We start from the raw sequence: 15,943 nt of genomic DNA on the forward strand, positions 1-15,943 counted from the left end.
TGGTGACCTTTATTTTTATTCTTCTGTTTCCACAAAGCGTCCAATGATATGAACGTTTTCTGAAATGGTGATAAAAGCCTGAGGATCAGCTTTTTTCATAATATATTTGAATTCATTAAACTCTGCACGCGTAATAACTGTCAGCAGAACCGCTTTTTCCTGATGGTTATAGGTTCCTTCTGCATTGTGGATAATGGTTGCTCCACTATGCAATTTTTTATGGATCTTTTCAATAATGGCATCTGGCTGGCTCGTTACGATCATTGCCTGCATCCGTTTTTGCTTGGTAAAGACAGCATCCGTTACTCGACTCGATACGAAGATGGTAATCATAGAGTAAAGAGCATACTTCCAACCAAAGGTCAGACCAGCGATCAACATAATGGTCCCATTGACCAAAAAGGAGATACTGCCGACATTCTTTCCTGTCCGTTTTCGAATCGTCAAACTGACAATATCCGTTCCTCCACTGGAAATGTTGTTCCGAAGAGCAAAACCAATCCCTGTTCCCATGACAACCCCACCAAATAGGGCATTCATGATCGGATCGTTGGTCAACGTAATCACTGGCACGAACTGAATAAAGAGGGAACTCATCGAAACCGTAATAAAGGTAAAGATGGTAAATTTATGGCCAATTTGATACCAAGCCACAATCATCAAAGGGATATTGATGGCATAAAAGGTCAAGGAAACTGGAATCGTAAAGCCAATAAAGCGTTGGCTCAGAACAGATAAAATCTGAGCTAGACCTGTTGCACCGCTGGAGTATACATGTCCTGGTTGAAAGAAGAAGTTGACGGCAATCGCTGATAGAAAACCATACAGCAAGGAAGCTGACACTTTTTCATCGTATTTCTCACGGGAGATGCTCTTCAGCACGCGCAATAATTTAATGTTATAAGCTAGTCGCCGCACATGATAGCGAAATAGCTTATGAAAGCGAATTTTTTTCATTTTCAATCCATCGATTAGAAGAAAAGGAAAATCTTAGAGCAACTGATTCCTAGACTCTCCCTTTTCTCTCTTGTCCTATTCTTGCTCTGCTACTTCTACTTGAAGATTTAACTCATCCAATTGCTTTTCAGAAACGACAGAAGGAGCTTGTGTCATTGGATCTGTCGCCTTGTTATTCTTAGGAAAGGCAATGACTTCCCGAATATTATCTTCACCTGCAAGAAGCATCACGAAGCGGTCCAACCCAATCGCCAATCCTCCATGTGGTGGGAAACCATAATCCATTGCTTCCAACAAGAAACCAAATTGTTCATTGGCAGCTTCTTTTGTAAATCCAAGTGCCTTAAACATCCGTTCTTGTAAATCTTTATGATTAATCCGTAGGCTTCCTCCACCTAATTCATAGCCATTTAAGACGATATCATAGGCAATTGCTCGAACTTTTGAAAGATCACCTTCCAATTCATGCTCTGTTTCAGCTTGTGGAAGTGTAAATGGATGGTGAGCAGACATATAACGGCCTTCTTCTTCAGACCATTCAAACATTGGCCAATCCACTACCCAAAGGAAGTTGTATTGATTGTTGTCAATCAAGTCAAGCTCTTTCGCAAGACGAACACGCAAAGCACCAAGCGTTGCATTGGCTACTTCAAGAGTATCTGCTACAAAGAGAACTAGATCCTTGTCTTCTAACTGTAAAGCAGCTGTCAAGTCACTTGTCAAGTCTGTCAAGAACTTCGCAACAGGACCATTCAAAGCACCTTCAGCATATTTCACCCAAGCAAGACCTTTTGCACCGTATTGTTTCGCAACTTCTGTTAATTTATCGATGTCTTTACGAGAGTAATGATCTGCTGCACCTTTGACAACAATCGCCTTAACTGCTGGAGCTTCTGAGAAGACTTTGAAGTCTACAGCCTTGACAAGCTCTGTCAAGTCTTGGAGCAACATGTCAAAACGTGTATCTGGTTTATCTGAACCATACAAGGCCATAGCGTCATCATAATTCATCCGTGGGAATGGGAGTGTTACTTCAATTCCCTTGGTTTCTTTCATGACACGTGCAATCAAGCCTTCTGTGATATCCTGGATTTCTTGATCACTCAAGAAAGAAGTTTCCAAGTCGACTTGTGTAAACTCAGGTTGACGGTCTCCCCGTAAATCCTCATCACGGAAACACTTCACGATTTGATAATAGCGATCAAATCCAGCATTCATCAACAATTGTTTTGTAATCTGAGGACTTTGTGGAAGGGCATAGAAATGCCCCTTATTGACACGGGAAGGAACCAAATAGTCACGCGCTCCTTCTGGAGTTGACTTAGAAAGAAATGGTGTTTCCACATCAATAAATTCTAATTCATCCAAGTAATTGCGGATTGAATGGGTTACTTTTGCACGAAGTTTGAGGTTTTCCAACATCTCAGGACGACGAAGGTCTAAGTAGCGGTAACGAAGACGAGTATCATCATTGGCTTCAATACCGTCCTTGATTTCAAATGGTGTTGTTTTTGCGGTATTGAGAACCGTAATAGTTTCTACCTTGAGTTCTACTGCTCCTGTAGGCAAGTTTGGATTAGCTTGTTCACGAGCTTCTACAAGACCTGTCACTTCTACAATATATTCACTACGGATGCTTTCGGCTGTAGCCATCACTTCTGCACTAACTGTTTCTGGATTGATCACCAATTGCATGATTCCTTCGCGGTCGCGTAGATCGATAAAGATCAAACCACCCAAGTCACGACGACGGCTAACCCATCCTTTCAAGGTAATACGAGTTCCAATGTGTTCTTCACGAACACGTCCAGCATACATTGAACGTTTCATTTCTAATTAATCTCCAAACTAATATTCTTCCTTCTATTTTACCATAAAGACCAGCAGAAAGTGGCCTTTAGTTCAACTTTTTCAGTCACCAACTTCTTTAGTTATCGTGGCTCTCTTCTTTCTTTTTGGGATCATCGTAGAGAGTGGGTGCTAGCACCTTCATTAAAGTCGCCGTCCCAAATCGCAAGACAGCTGCTGCTAGTCCAAAAATAGGGGATAGGTAGCGGAAAAAGAAATCTCCCCTAAGTACATAGGTCATGCCACCCACAATAAAAAAGATCACAATTCCCTGAACGATTGCGTAAAACCAAATTTTTTTCACACTATTCTCCTTTTCACAAACCAGCTGACTTATCCACTGTTTTTTATCACTTATCCACAAAAATGTGGATAACTTTCACCTTTTGCTCCCTCAAAAGAGGAAGTGTCATCAGCACCAGGACTTGTTTTCATCCATTTACAAGGAAGTTTCCCACAGCCTGTGGATAACTCTCTTGCTCGTTTGTGACTTTCTCGTCACTTTCCTCACAAATCAAGGAGCCAGGATTTGATCCTGCCCCCTTTGATCAAGCATTATTTAAATTCGTCTGGTGTCCCTTTATATTGAGCCCAGTCTTTACTGAAGAAGCGATCATTTAGATGGTAAGTTGGTGCTTTTTCAGCCTTTGTGACAAAGGGATTGACCGCTTTATCAAAGGCTAGCCAACCATTCCATCCCATATGAATCGTATCTTCCATAAAGTAGGGCTGATCACCATCTTTAGAAAAGTCTGCAATATTGGTGAATCCTTGACTTTCCAATTGGTAACGAATCTTTTGAACAGCCTGTTCATATTTTTCTTGGCTCAAGCCTGTGTATTTCATCCATTTGGCATTAACTGGAGGAATGACAAAGATGACATTGGTCCGAGATTTAGCAAACTGGTCTAGAACCAATTGCAAGTCATTGTACTCAGGAGATTGAACATAGGATTCGTTTTTTTGGAAACCTTTAAGTTTCTTCAACTTCATTTTTAAACGAGTATTGTAAAAATGATTGCTGATTCCAAGGTCGTTGTTATTGGTTTTGACTTTTGCTTCAGCCGTTGCAATTTCTTCCAATTTCTCATATGAGAATTGATCTGGTAAATCTTGTAGACGTTTTTTGACCTTCTTATCGTAATTCCCGTTTGTACGCGTTGCAAGATTACTAAATAAAGCATCTTCGCGTTGGACAAGGTGGGAAACAAGCTGGTTCAAAGACTGATCAAATCTGGAAATTTTCTTTCCTTGAGAAATGTTCGTTACAACACTTTGAAAGGCGACATTTGGATACTGTTGTAACAGACGCTTTGCAGCATACTGGGATGCAGCATCCTGTTGGTGATTGGCAATAAAGCTATTCAACTGATCGCTATTAAAGAATTGTTGAAAGGCAGAGGAATCATAGCCCTTCTTGGTGAACCATTGCGGAGAAACCACATAAACAGCTGTATTGTCCTTGAGTTCTGGCAAAATCTGTTGCATCCCAAAATACTGGTTCAAAGAAGCCGCACCACGTTCTCCTAAAAAGTAGGGTCTGTAATTGCGGTCATATTTTTCAGCCAAAACTGCTGGATGCACCACATCAAAACGCAACCACTCACTGGAGCCGAAATAAGGAACAAAGCGATGCTGTGGATCAGAAAGTGCTTCTTGTTTCTTTGTACGACTCTTGAATCCTTCTGCATTCAAACTAACCGCAGCTTTTTTCTCTTCGGTATAGTTGTGCTTATGATTGATTGGATAAAAGAATAATAAAGCTGCTACCATGAGGAGCGCGCAAAATACGGGCCCTAAAATCAGCCACAAACGCTTAAGCATTCTGAAGCTCCGTTACACCTTCTACGATCTTGTTAGCAGTATTCCAATCATCGCGTCCAAATTCAGATACAGGAACACGGATGCCAAAGCGATTTTCCAATTCCACAATCAATTCGACTGTTCCCATACTATCAAGGACACCCGCATCAAAGAGATCCTCATCCATCATGTCTGAGACATCTTCCATAAACAATTCGTCAATAATTTCAATTACTTGTGATTTTACATCCATTTTTCTATTCTCCTTTTATTTCAATTTTGGAAACCATTGTTGATCCAAGAATCCTGAGAAAATCAGGAAGGACAGCATCACTGTGTTAAAGGTGATAAAGATCCCTAAAGCTTTGGTCCAACGATTGTCCGGTATAGGATCCAATCCTTTTGCTTTTCTTTCTTTATTGATGGTCTTTTTCTTGCGAATCCAAGCATCATTGATGACCAGTCCAAGCCCATGGAAGAGCCCATAAGCGATGTAGTACCAGGTCACCCCGTGCCAGAAGCCCATAACCAACATATTGATAATATAGGCAACATTTGAAGTGGTAATTCGGCTCTTGAATAATTTATTACGCATCAATACCATCACGAGACGCATAAAGACAAAATCACGGAACCAGAAAGATAAACTCATATGCCAACGATTCCAGAATTCCTTTAAGTCACGTGATTTAAAAGGACGATCAAAGTTGATGGGACTTTTAATCCCCATCAGATTAGAAGCTGCTAAAGCAAACATCGAATAACCCGCGAAGTCAAAGAAGAGGTCAAAGCCATAAACATACATGACTCCCAGCGTTCCGATATTGAAGAATCCACCTTGAGACAAGGCATAGGTCTGCACATGGCCTAACAATAAGTGGCCAAAAATATGAGCTAGGATAAATTTATAAAGGAAGCCATACATGATATACTTAACAGCTTGCTCCAACATATCCAATAATTCTTCACGCTCAGGAATGGTTTTATAATCCTCATTAAAACGCTTGAAACGATCAATCGGCCCACTTGAGAAGGTCGGCATAAAGAGCATAAAGCGTAAGAATTCCCAAAGTGTGAATTCTTTCAAGACACCATCTCGCATTTCGATGATCATTCCGACAGCTCGGAAGGTTAAATACGAAATCCCTAAAAAACCAAACAAGGATTGGTGCCCATTCTTGATTGCTGGCTCTACCTTAACAAAGATCAGGGGCAAGACAGACAAGAAGGAATGAAGATAGAAAATCCACTTGTTGTCCGCTTTCTGACGATAGATTTTGTAGGAATACACAATCAAGATTTGCCAGACTACGTAAAAGAGCAGGGCATAAATTTGCTTGAGATTCGAACCTGTCAGCATCAAAATGATAAAGATCAGACTCACAAGTCCTTCATATACCGGAAATCTCTTTTTGAAAAAGAGGCCCACAAAGATCGGCAAAAAAGCTAGAATGAGGTAGATAAAATAGATCGGTGTTCCATAGTGTTCTAAATGAGGGAGCTGTTTCAAAAACTCGATCATCGGTTATTAACCTCGCTAATCAACCCTTTGATGTCGATTTTCCCGTTTGGTGTTAATGGCAGGCTGTCACGATAGAGGAATTTTGAAGGCATCATATAAGACATCATGATGTTTTCTAAATCTTCCTTAATGGCTTTCGTGATATCAATTTCGCGCTCAAATTGTTCTTTGACACCCTCTTTTAAGATGACATAGGCCAAGAGATTTTGGACCTTGTGATCTTTATTATAACGCGGTACTGCGACTGCTGAGTCAATATACTTCGATTTATTCAAGTTTTGAGAGACATCCTCTAGCTCGATACGATAACCGTTAAACTTGATTTGGAAGTCCATCCGTCCACCGTAGAGAAGGAGGCCTTCATCCGTCATGGTTCCGACATCTCCTGTATGGTAGGCTGGAAGACCTTCAAATTCGAAGAAAGCTTCTGCTGTTTTCTCTGGATTATTCATATAACCTTTTGAAACGGCTGGGCCAGATACGATGATCTCCCCTTGCTCACCATTTGGCAATTTGTTTCCTGCCTCATCAATGATGAAGGTTGGAGAATCTTCTTTGGTGTAACCAATTGGCAGACGTTTCAAAGTAGCTAACATCTCATCTGTTACGGCTACAGCTGAAAGAGCTACAGTTGCCTCAGTTGGGCCGTAGGCATTGATGATGCGCGCATTTGGGAAACGCTCGCGCAATTTCTGAGCCGTTTTAACGGTCAACTCTTCCCCATCAAAATAGAAATGGGTGATACCTGGCATCTTTTCAGCATTGAAATCCTCAGACAACATGGCCATATCTGCGAAAGATGGTGTTGAAGTCCAGATAGCAATCGGAAGAGAAAAGATGGTCGCAAAGAGTTGTTTGAAGTCTTGAGTGATAGCTGATGGAAGAGCAAAAAGCGTTCCTCCAAGAGCCAAGGTCGGTGCCCAGTACATGACAGACAAGTCAAAGGAATAGGGCGGTTGCGCCAACATTTGCGGACGCTCTGGCGTTGCAAATTCCTTGTCCGTAATCATCCAGTTGGTAAAGCTGAGCAAGTTATCGTGCGAAATTTGCACCCCTTTTGGTTTCCCAGTTGTCCCTGAGGTAAAGATGATGTAGTAGTTATCATCCCCTTTGACCGGATGTTTCAAGTCATAGGCATGCTGAGCCGCATAAGCTTCACGCACTTGCTCCAAGGACATGATTGGAGCAGCTGGGTTTTCCAATGGAAATTCATTGATGGCAATAATCAAGCTTGGCTCTGCTACTTCAACAATGGCAGACACGCGCTCCAAGGCAGAGTGGCTATCAATTGGGATATAGGCATGGCCAGATTTTGTCAAGGCTACAAAGGTTGCTAACATTTCATACTCTTGTCCACCAAAGACCACTACAGGTGACTTTTCAGGAAGTCCCATTTGGTCAATGTAGGCAGCCAAGCTATCTGAATCAGCCTTCAATTGGCCATAGGTATGTTCCTCACCAAGGACATTGTAAACCGGATAGTCTGGTTGTAGTTGCGCATAACGTTCAATTGTCTCGATCATATCAGTAATTGGTTGGTTTGACACGGCTAGGAGTCTCCTTTTCTAAAATTCGTTATAGATAAAGCCACCCTGACCTTGACCAAGGTAACTAAAGAAATAAAGTAGGGCTAGGAAAATGGCGAAATACAAGATCGTCTGCCCGATAAATTTATAAAGTGTTTTATGTTTCATAAGTTTCACTCTTCATTTTGATTGTTACTCACTATTTTACCATTTTTTATACCAAGTAAGCAATTTTAAACATAGTGAGAATGTGGTAGAAAACGTTATCATTTCAGATCATTCAAGCCGTTTAACGAAAGCATTTTTCTTTAATCAGTTTTTCTGATTGAAATCCTGTTTTATTTTACATTCCCCCGATGAATTAACTCCAGACACTTGTCCAGATCCACATCTCTTTCAAAATGGTCAGGACTCCAAGGAATCTCTATATCCGGTTCAACACCTTGATCCGTCATTCCTTTGCCTTGATCCAGGCTTAGACAGCGAGAAGTAGGAAACATCAATCGATAATCACCATAATCAACGGTACAACAATTGGAATAGTCTAAAATTCCGAGAGTTGGTCTACCTACCACCGTTACCTTCTTAAATTGCTTCATCATCTGGACAAAATTATCTCCAGAAGAAGCGCAGTAGATGTCTGATAAGACAAAGATCCGTTCGGGATAGTGGCCTCCTCTAACCTCTGGGAAGAATTCCTCGCTTTCTTGCTGATACGGTACATAGCCTTTCCCCCGATGGCGAAGCAAATCCTCTTTCATATCTTCAAGCAGCTTGACTGTTTCAGGACTAATTTCTTCCTGTTGCATCCAGTCCTCAAAGTCTTTCAAGCGCAGATCAACATTACGCTCCGTGTAGAGAATTTCCATGCCATCATCATCCCAATCAATGCCTTCATAGCCCTGATCCTTCTCTAAACCTAGATGTAATAGAGGGAAATATAAAGAATCTGTCCCTCCACTGTTATGTCTCACATCAATGAGAAGAAACTTGACTTCCGTCATCATAGGTAAACACTCTTGATATACCCGACTAATAGCTCTCTCATCCATAAAGTTATCCAGACGAAGATAAAGAATCTCATCGTCTAATCGTTTCCAAAAGATATGATCCTGGATCGGTTCTCGACTGGGTACTACTTTAATGGTCTTTTCTATCCCTTCTCGAAGCAGGGTGACACTCGTTGACTGAGAGACCAAATCTGCCCATTCTCTATAATGTCTTTCTGGGGTCTTGCTGATAAAATAGGCTTTATGAAGAGAAGCTATCTGATCCAAGTCTCTTCCATCCAGAGCTAGGATCTGATCTCCTACTTGAAGACCCGTATCTTCATTAGCTTCCTCAACATACAGTTTCTGTCCATTTATTCTCAAAAGGAACCCTTTTTGACTGGCCTTTTTATCTCGAAAGGAAACATGCCCGATCACCCCAAAACTAGCTAGGTAAGCCTTAACTTGATAGAGAAAGGCATCATCTGTCATATCATCTGTCATTTTTTCTCGAAAGCGATCGGGGTCGCATCCTTTTCGATCCTTGATGGTAGATGAATCATGGCTCATAACCGAGATGACATCTTCAAAAATAGCAGTCTTTTTCATAAAGGATTCCTTCCATTTTTTAGAAACAGTATACCACTTTTTCTTAAAAAGTTCTTAAAACCCTAAAAAACTATCCTAAAGTAGGATAGCCGTTATAGATTCTTTCTTTTCTTCGCTTTCTTTGTCAGAGCGACATCACAATTTTCAATCTTGCTAATCAATAGATTGGCAAGGGCAAAATCATCGATGTTCGATTCCATATTTACCTCATAGTTCAAGGTCAGTTGTTCTCCAGCTTGGGCCGTTGTGACAGAAATAAAGTCAATTTCTGAACAACTTTGGTCCAACAACTGGCTGATTTGTTCTGCAACAGAATCTTGTTTTGAGACAGTTATGGTCAAATGACGGCGCCGTTGATGGTCTGCCTTACTCTGTTTGTTCTCTAATACCAGCCACACTCCTAGTAAAGAAAGGGTTGATAAAATGGCCAATAAAAGATAGCCCGAACCTGCCGCTAGTCCTATAATCATGGCAAGAAAAATCGCAATCAACTCTCTAGAACCACTCGTAGCTGACCGGAAACGGATCAAACTAAAGGTCCCTGCCACTGCAATCGAGGTTCCCAAACTTCCATTGACCAAAAAGATCACTAAGGTCATCATAGAAGGAAGCAAGGTCAAACTAATGACAAACTCTCGAGTGTAAAGTGTCCGGTATTTATAGGTCCAAGATAGGGCCATCCCTAGAAAGAGGCTGACCAAAAGGGCCAGCAGCAAGCGCAAGGGATCCACCGTTGCTGTAGCATTATTAAAAATAGAATCAAATAGATTAGACATAGGCAGCACCTACCGTTTCTTGAACTGGTCTTGGGGCATAATCCAAGCCTTGTGATTTATGATAAGCACAGCTATATTTTGAAAATTTCTGCTTGACCAAACCATACTTCTCTAAAATATCCTTTAGCCATTTAGGTTCTTGGCCAGGAGCCTTAATTTCCATGATCACGAAGTCATCCTCTAGTAGAGGTTCTCCTTTCTTCCCATCAAAAAGGCTAACAGCCTGATCTCGAAAGACTAAGTTTTGATCGATTGTCACGCGAATCTTCTGATAAGGATAACCCTGAATGGATTTCTTTTCTTTGAGAGACAAGCGATCATAGTAAATGAACATCCGTGGTTCCAATCGATGACCATAACGTTTGCGCAATCTCTGAATCTCTTGCACTAAGTCTGGATCTTGTATCTGATGATCTACTTTCCCATCTGTCATCAAGTTGATAATGGCTTGTGAAGTGGCGACTAGACGGAATTTATGGCCAATTCCTTCTTCATCTTTTGACTTCACCTCTAGAAACACTGGACTGTCTGCTTGAGGTGTTTCTAAATAAGTCCGCATCCGAATTTTTTCACGGCGGTGTTGTTTGGCAAGAGCATCTTGAATAACCTCAAAATTTTCCGTATCAAAATAAATATTTGAAATGGTTGAGGTTGGGTAATCATCTTCTACGACATATCCTTTTAAGTCTTTGATCAAGTCCTTCACGTCATCTTTTGCGACGATATATTTTGTTTCGATTCGTTTGAAACTTGTCTCAATTGTTTTTTTCATGTTTCTTCTCCTTTAAGGGGGGGATCTATTATTTCTAACCTTCAGTCAGTATGAATACGACTTACGTGCTTTCTAGTTTAATGGGACTTTCTTAACTGGTCATTAAGCCAAACTTAAAGAAAACTAAAGTTAAGGTTCCTTTCAGAAAAACTTTAGGAAACTTTCAGCTAGCAACTTTAGACTAGGAGCATATCAATTGAACGAGAGGAAAAGCTCATGAAATCAAACAAATGGAAATTTTTATTAACGGGGGCCGCAACCCTCACCCTACTAACAGCGTGTAGCCAAGCATCATCTCAATCAGCTACAACAAACGCAACAACAACTGCTTCTAGTGTCTCAAAGAAAACGACTAAAACCAAGCAATCTGACTATTTTACCGAAAAAGATTCAGACACCTCATATGATGAAAGTAAAGCATCTATTGTCAAACTATCTGGCTCGTCTGCAACTGTTTCAGGGGATGGCGTAGCCGTTTCTGGATCAACTGTGACCATCTCGAAGGCCGGAACTTATGTCATCTCTGGTGAATCTGATGGGGTTCAAATCAAAGTCGAAGCAGGTGACTCAGATGATGTTCATATCGTCTTAAAAGGTGTTACTATGTCCAACACCAACGCACCAATTTCTGCTACGAAAGCGGGGCATGTCTACCTGACTCTAGCAAATGGCACGACCAATACCTTGTCTGATTCAAGTTCAAACAGTGATGAAGATGCCGATGCGGTCATCTTCTCTAAAGGCGACCTCACCATCAATGGTTCGGGTACGCTCAACATCGATGCCAAGAAGAACAACGGGATAAAGGCCAATGACACTCTCCACATCACGGGTGGAACCTATAAAATCACAGCTGTAGGAGATGCCCTCAATGTCAATGACGAACTCAATATCACTGGCACGACCATGACCATTGACGCAGATGAAGATGCGGTCAAGGTGGATAATGATGAAGATACTTCGGTCGGAACCATGTACCTTTCAGATAACAAAATGACCATCACAGCAGGAGACGATGGCATCCATGCTTCTGGTGATCTGATCATCGATAGCGGAACCTATCAGGTAACCGAGTCTGTCGAAGGTCTCGAAGGAAAATCGATCACCATTAACGGTGGAGATATCACCATCTATGCAACCGATGACGGGGTCAATGCGGCTAATGCTAATGCCAACCAAGATGAAATTTTCTTCACCATGAATGGTGGAACTCTCAACGTTGAAGTTGGCCAAGGGGATACCGATCCAATCGACTCAAACGGTAATGTCACTGTGACTGGAGGAACCATCAATTTAACAGGGCAATCCGGCTTTGACTTTGATGGTACTGCTACCTACACCGGTGGAGATATCTATATCAATGGTGAAAAACAAACAGAAATTGTCAATTCCATGCCTGGAGGCGGTGGGGCTCCCGGCGGTGGCGGACCTCAAGGTGGTGGACCTGGAGGCGGACATCCATAACAACAAATAAAGGCAGGATTTCTTCCTGACCTTTTTTTGTTCCTCTTTTTATGATAGAATAGAAAATCAATCAACTTGTTGAAAGGAATATGATGAAAAAACAGACACTACCTCTTTTCTTCACACTCTTGCTGTCTCTTCTTTTTCTATCAGCCTGTGTGCCGGACCTTAAGATCAATTTTAAACAAGTGCCTACTACTACCAGCTCAAAAAAGAAAACCACTAAAAAAAGTAGCTCGAGTCGTTCAACTAGCTCAACTAGCACAGGTAATTCCTCTAGCTCTCCCTCAACTACTACGGAGACCACTTCTGACATCATCACAACCGAAGGGCTCCCTAGAAATGCCCAAGAAGCACCCAAGGATAAAATTTATGCAACAGGGAACTTAAAAGTAGCCTACTCTAGAAATGACGACAATATTTTTGTACAAACGCCGGATTATGAAGGGTATACCACTGCTCTTGTCCAAAAAATCCTTGGAAATCCAGAAAAACAAATAACAGACCCTGCTTATATTAGCGAATCTTTTCAAAATATTGAGCTAGAAAATATTAAAAATCTCTACCGTAAGGGGAAAATTACAGAAGAACAAGCTCATGCCTTTTTATTGGGAGCTGTTGATCTGAAACAAGCTTCTAAATTCGGAGTAGATTACACCATTTACACCTATAAAAACAACACCATCCAACTGGTCTTTGAAAACGACCAACTCCTCTATATTACGCCAAATCCTGATGTTGTCTTCTTTAAATAATGAATATTCTCGCTTAAACAAGCGAGAATTTTTGTTTCACATGAAACAAAAAACTCTCAACTCCAAATGAGTTGAGAGTTCTTGACGATTAGTCCTCTTCATATTTTTTTGGATTGTAAAACCACATCCCTAGTCCCGCAAATAGAGCAATGGTCATCAAAAGAAAGACCACTTGATTTCCAATTTCTCCTGTCATCGAAATCGTTTGACGAAGACCAGAGACGGTATAGCTCATTGGCAAGAATGGATGAATGGCTTGGAAAAATCCATTTGTCAAAGCAAGAGGATAAGTTCCTGCACTAGAAGCCAATTGCAAGAGCAAGAGGATCAACGAGAGGAAAGCACCGACCTTTCTTTGCCATGTTGTTAAAGCGGTCACGATAGACATGAAGGCTAGACTACCGATCACACAAAGGAAGAGGGTAGCCATCTCATGATTGGCAGATAAACCAATCAAGTGAACAGCACCATAGACCAAGATTCCTGCAACCACCGCAATGGTTCCATTGACCTCAAAGCGAGATTTAAACCATGCCCAACGACTTTCAGGATGACGACCGGATGGCAATTTTGCAAAGATCATATTGGTTGACAAGGCACAAACAAAGAGTGCTACAGAGATCATATAAGGAGCCATTCCGACACCATTCACCGGGACATTATCTTGATCTGTTTTAGAAGTCGTAACAGGATTGGCTAAGGTTTTTGCGTTTTCTTTTTCAGTTGTAGCAGCATTCAATTGTCCCTTAGCATCGTTTAATCCTTGACTCAAGGTTTGGCTTCCTGTTGCTAATTCACCTAAACCGTTTGTCAATGTTTGGCCACCCGTTGCTAATTTGCTGGATCCTTCTGAGATTTGATTTGCTCCGTCAGCTAGTTTATCAGCCCCATTCACCAATTGACTTGATTTTTCTGTCAACTGATTGACACCAGTGACAAGTTTGTTGACACCACCTGCCAATTCTGGAGTTTTGCTGTTCAATTGTCCTACACCGTCAGCTAATTTTCCAGCACCGGCAACCAATTCACCCGACTTACCTGTTAATTGGGTCGCTCCTGAAGCCAGTTGATTCATGCCTGATGTCAAGGCAGGCATCTTCCCATTTAACTCACCTAGACCAGAAGCTAATTGATTGCTTCCTGCAAGTAATTCTGATGATTTACTATCTAGTTGGCCAACCCCTGCTGCTAACTGACTAGCACCATCCGTTAAAGTGCTACTATTGGTCTGAAGTTGGCTTGCCCCACTAGCGATTTTATCAACACCAGCTGTATAAGCGCCAATCCCTTGACTGATGGTTTGGCTAGCCGGCAACAATTGTCCACTAACTGCGGATTGGATCTTAGACAAGCCACTTGACAAGTCTGTCAAGGTAGAAGAAGCTGTTGGTAAAACTTGATTGGCTGCAGTTTGCAGCTGTGTCAAGCTATTTCCTGTATTCAAACTACTTTGGATCGTTTGGATCGTTGTCAAGATCCCTTGAGCTGCTGTTTCACTCGAGCTTGGGCTAGATGAGATCGCCGCACTGATTTCCGCTTGTTGATCAGCTGTCATTGCTTGATAAGCTGCTGTCCCTTGTACACTTGCAAGGGCATTTGCACGATCCGCTTGGGCTGAAGCAAGGATTGATTGAGCTGAATTCGCAATACTCGTCAATCCAGACGAAAGTTGACTGGTATCTACTGAAGCATTTTGAATCGCTGCATTTAATTGGTTTAAACCAGCTGCCAATTGATCAATCTGAGCAGATTGACTTGTAGAAGCTTGTAGCTGGCTTGATAATGTTTGAATACCTGATTCTAATTGTGAAACCCCATTTCGAAGGGTAGCAGATTGACTACTTAATTGACCCGCTCCTTCTGATAAAGTAGCGACTCCATTTGTATAGGTTGCTAAACCATTTGAAAAGTTAGATAGGCCTGAATTCAATTGACGCACGCCATTGGTATAATTCCCAAGACCATCATTGAGGGTCCCCATACCACTGGTTAATTGACCAACTCCTGAAGCTAACTGAGGGGTTTGACTCGCCATTTGATTGAGACCATTTCCTAATCGATCCACTCCGGTAGCGTAAGCCATCAAGCCTGTATTAAAAGTACCAAACCCATTATTTAATTGATTGACGCCAGATACCAAGTTTGGAAGTTGACCAGCCATTTGATTGAGACCATTTCCTAATTGACCAACACCATCTGTATAGGCTGCTAGACCCGTACGAAGAGTAGTCGCACCATCTGAAAATGCTAAGCTTGAACGAGCCAATGTATTCAAATTAGTAGACAGTGTTTGACCACCATCTTCCAATTTACTTGCACCATCTGCTAATTTAGCACTTCCATCTGCCGCTGTCCCCATACCAGATTTAAGCGATCCCATTTTGGAAAATAAAGCTGTTGTATACGTATTGGTCACTTTTTCGGCCACTGACTGCTTCATCTTTGTCATCGCAGTGTCGCTCATTTTCCCTGCGATAAAACTATGACCACTGGATGTTTGGTAATCAATGGTCATCTGTTCCGGATGATTGGTTAAGATGGAGCTAGCTTTCTTTGAAAGATCCTCAGGCAGGGTTACAATCATATAATAATCGCCATTTTTAAGACCATCTTTCGCAGCTTTCTCATCTACAAAATGAAAATCAAGTGAGTCATTGTCCTTCAAATTGGACACCATGTCTTTTCCTATTTCCATCTTTTGTCCATTATATGTAGCAGATTGATCCTTATTGACAACCGCTACAGGAAGATCCGAAACTTGGCCATATGGATCCCACATGGAAGATAGAAAAATAATATTATAAAGAGCTGGAATCAAAGCAACTCCAATCATGACAATGATAAATGTTGGCTTTTTAAGAATAGCCTTCCATTCTTTCATCATATTTTTTGTCTCCTTTTTATACACATTGTCTAAATTTC

The 15,943-nt window shown here is 41.4% G+C and carries 14 protein-coding genes; 2 read left to right on the forward strand and 12 right to left on the reverse strand.

Annotated features, from left to right (window positions below; translation table 11 throughout):
* Positions 1 to 15: 15 nt before the first annotated feature.
* From LPB220_RS10475 to LPB220_RS10525, 11 genes are all read right to left on the reverse strand, one after another.
* The gene (locus tag LPB220_RS10475) at positions 16 to 957 is read right to left on the reverse strand and encodes a YitT family protein (protein ID WP_150906741.1); all 942 of its coding nucleotides are present in this window, start codon (positions 955 to 957) and stop codon (positions 16 to 18) included.
* A 75-nt stretch (positions 958 to 1,032) separates the two neighbouring features.
* Entirely contained in the window at positions 1,033 to 2,787 is a 1,755-nt protein-coding gene (gene aspS, locus LPB220_RS10480; protein WP_150906743.1) for an aspartate--tRNA ligase, read from the reverse strand.
* Between the two features lie 97 nt (positions 2,788 to 2,884).
* On the reverse strand, positions 2,885 to 3,109 hold the full coding sequence (locus LPB220_RS10485; protein ID WP_021154124.1) for a hypothetical protein: 225 nt from the start codon (positions 3,107 to 3,109) through the stop codon (positions 2,885 to 2,887).
* A 251-nt stretch (positions 3,110 to 3,360) separates the two neighbouring features.
* Positions 3,361 to 4,629, reverse strand: a complete 1,269-nt coding sequence (gene dltD, locus LPB220_RS10490) for a D-alanyl-lipoteichoic acid biosynthesis protein DltD (RefSeq protein WP_003009158.1) — start codon at positions 4,627 to 4,629, stop codon at positions 3,361 to 3,363.
* Positions 4,622 to 4,861, reverse strand: coding sequence for a D-alanine--poly(phosphoribitol) ligase subunit DltC (dltC, locus tag LPB220_RS10495; protein WP_003002265.1), 240 nt, complete (start codon positions 4,859 to 4,861; stop codon positions 4,622 to 4,624). The genes dltD and dltC overlap by 8 nt, the downstream gene beginning before the upstream one ends.
* A gap of 15 nt (positions 4,862 to 4,876) precedes the next feature.
* On the reverse strand, positions 4,877 to 6,130 hold the full coding sequence (gene dltB / locus LPB220_RS10500; protein WP_150906745.1) for a D-alanyl-lipoteichoic acid biosynthesis protein DltB: 1,254 nt from the start codon (positions 6,128 to 6,130) through the stop codon (positions 4,877 to 4,879).
* Complete coding sequence (gene dltA, locus LPB220_RS10505; protein WP_070464739.1) at positions 6,127 to 7,677, reverse strand: D-alanine--poly(phosphoribitol) ligase subunit DltA; 1,551 nt, start codon at positions 7,675 to 7,677, stop codon at positions 6,127 to 6,129. Before dltA ends, dltB begins: the two co-directional genes overlap by 4 nt.
* Positions 7,678 to 7,695: 18 nt before the next feature.
* The gene (locus LPB220_RS10510; RefSeq protein WP_006595368.1) at positions 7,696 to 7,824 is read right to left on the reverse strand and encodes a teichoic acid D-Ala incorporation-associated protein DltX; all 129 of its coding nucleotides are present in this window, start codon (positions 7,822 to 7,824) and stop codon (positions 7,696 to 7,698) included.
* A 170-nt stretch (positions 7,825 to 7,994) separates the two neighbouring features.
* Positions 7,995 to 9,254: a S41 family peptidase gene (locus tag LPB220_RS10515; protein WP_150906747.1), complete on the reverse strand. Its 1,260-nt coding sequence runs from the start codon at positions 9,252 to 9,254 to the stop codon at positions 7,995 to 7,997.
* A 92-nt stretch (positions 9,255 to 9,346) separates the two neighbouring features.
* On the reverse strand, positions 9,347 to 10,030 hold the full coding sequence (locus LPB220_RS10520; RefSeq protein ID WP_150906748.1) for a DUF4956 domain-containing protein: 684 nt from the start codon (positions 10,028 to 10,030) through the stop codon (positions 9,347 to 9,349).
* Positions 10,023 to 10,802, reverse strand: a complete 780-nt coding sequence (locus LPB220_RS10525) for a polyphosphate polymerase domain-containing protein (RefSeq protein ID WP_150906750.1) — start codon at positions 10,800 to 10,802, stop codon at positions 10,023 to 10,025. Before LPB220_RS10525 ends, LPB220_RS10520 begins: the two co-directional genes overlap by 8 nt.
* 216 nt (positions 10,803 to 11,018) lie before the next feature.
* Between LPB220_RS10525 and LPB220_RS10530 the strand changes: the two genes are divergently transcribed.
* Complete coding sequence (locus LPB220_RS10530; RefSeq protein ID WP_118396232.1) at positions 11,019 to 12,266, forward strand: carbohydrate-binding domain-containing protein; 1,248 nt, start codon at positions 11,019 to 11,021, stop codon at positions 12,264 to 12,266.
* 89 nt (positions 12,267 to 12,355) lie between these two features.
* On the forward strand, positions 12,356 to 13,021 hold the full coding sequence (locus tag LPB220_RS10535) for a DUF4947 domain-containing protein (RefSeq protein ID WP_182448459.1): 666 nt from the start codon (positions 12,356 to 12,358) through the stop codon (positions 13,019 to 13,021).
* Positions 13,022 to 13,109: 88 nt separating this feature from the next.
* Here LPB220_RS10535 and LPB220_RS10540 read toward each other — a convergent pair whose 3' ends face one another.
* Complete coding sequence (locus LPB220_RS10540; protein WP_150906752.1) at positions 13,110 to 15,905, reverse strand: YhgE/Pip domain-containing protein; 2,796 nt, start codon at positions 15,903 to 15,905, stop codon at positions 13,110 to 13,112.
* Positions 15,906 to 15,943: the final 38 nt, after the last annotated feature.

Source organism: Streptococcus sp. LPB0220 (genome assembly GCF_008727815.1).
Lineage (GTDB): Bacteria > Bacillota > Bacilli > Lactobacillales > Streptococcaceae > Streptococcus.

Excerpts from the sequence above, each read along its gene's own strand:
- LPB220_RS10475 (WP_150906741.1), bottom strand. The coding sequence starts at position 957 with ATGAAAAAAATTCGCTTTCATAAGCTATTTCGCTATCATGTGCGGCGA.
- aspS (WP_150906743.1), bottom strand. The coding sequence starts at position 2,787 with ATGAAACGTTCAATGTATGCTGGACGTGTTCGTGAAGAACACATTGGA.
- dltD (WP_003009158.1), bottom strand. The coding sequence starts at position 4,629 with ATGCTTAAGCGTTTGTGGCTGATTTTAGGGCCCGTATTTTGCGCGCTC.
- dltC (WP_003002265.1), bottom strand. The coding sequence starts at position 4,861 with ATGGATGTAAAATCACAAGTAATTGAAATTATTGACGAATTGTTTATG.
- dltB (WP_150906745.1), bottom strand. The coding sequence starts at position 6,130 with ATGATCGAGTTTTTGAAACAGCTCCCTCATTTAGAACACTATGGAACA.
- LPB220_RS10510 (WP_006595368.1), bottom strand. The coding sequence starts at position 7,824 with ATGAAACATAAAACACTTTATAAATTTATCGGGCAGACGATCTTGTAT.
- LPB220_RS10515 (WP_150906747.1), bottom strand. The coding sequence starts at position 9,254 with ATGAAAAAGACTGCTATTTTTGAAGATGTCATCTCGGTTATGAGCCAT.
- LPB220_RS10520 (WP_150906748.1), bottom strand. The coding sequence starts at position 10,030 with ATGTCTAATCTATTTGATTCTATTTTTAATAATGCTACAGCAACGGTG.
- LPB220_RS10525 (WP_150906750.1), bottom strand. The coding sequence starts at position 10,802 with ATGAAAAAAACAATTGAGACAAGTTTCAAACGAATCGAAACAAAATAT.
- LPB220_RS10530 (WP_118396232.1), top strand. The coding sequence starts at position 11,019 with ATGAAATCAAACAAATGGAAATTTTTATTAACGGGGGCCGCAACCCTC.
- LPB220_RS10535 (WP_182448459.1), top strand. The coding sequence starts at position 12,356 with ATGATGAAAAAACAGACACTACCTCTTTTCTTCACACTCTTGCTGTCT.
- LPB220_RS10540 (WP_150906752.1), bottom strand. The coding sequence starts at position 15,905 with ATGATGAAAGAATGGAAGGCTATTCTTAAAAAGCCAACATTTATCATT.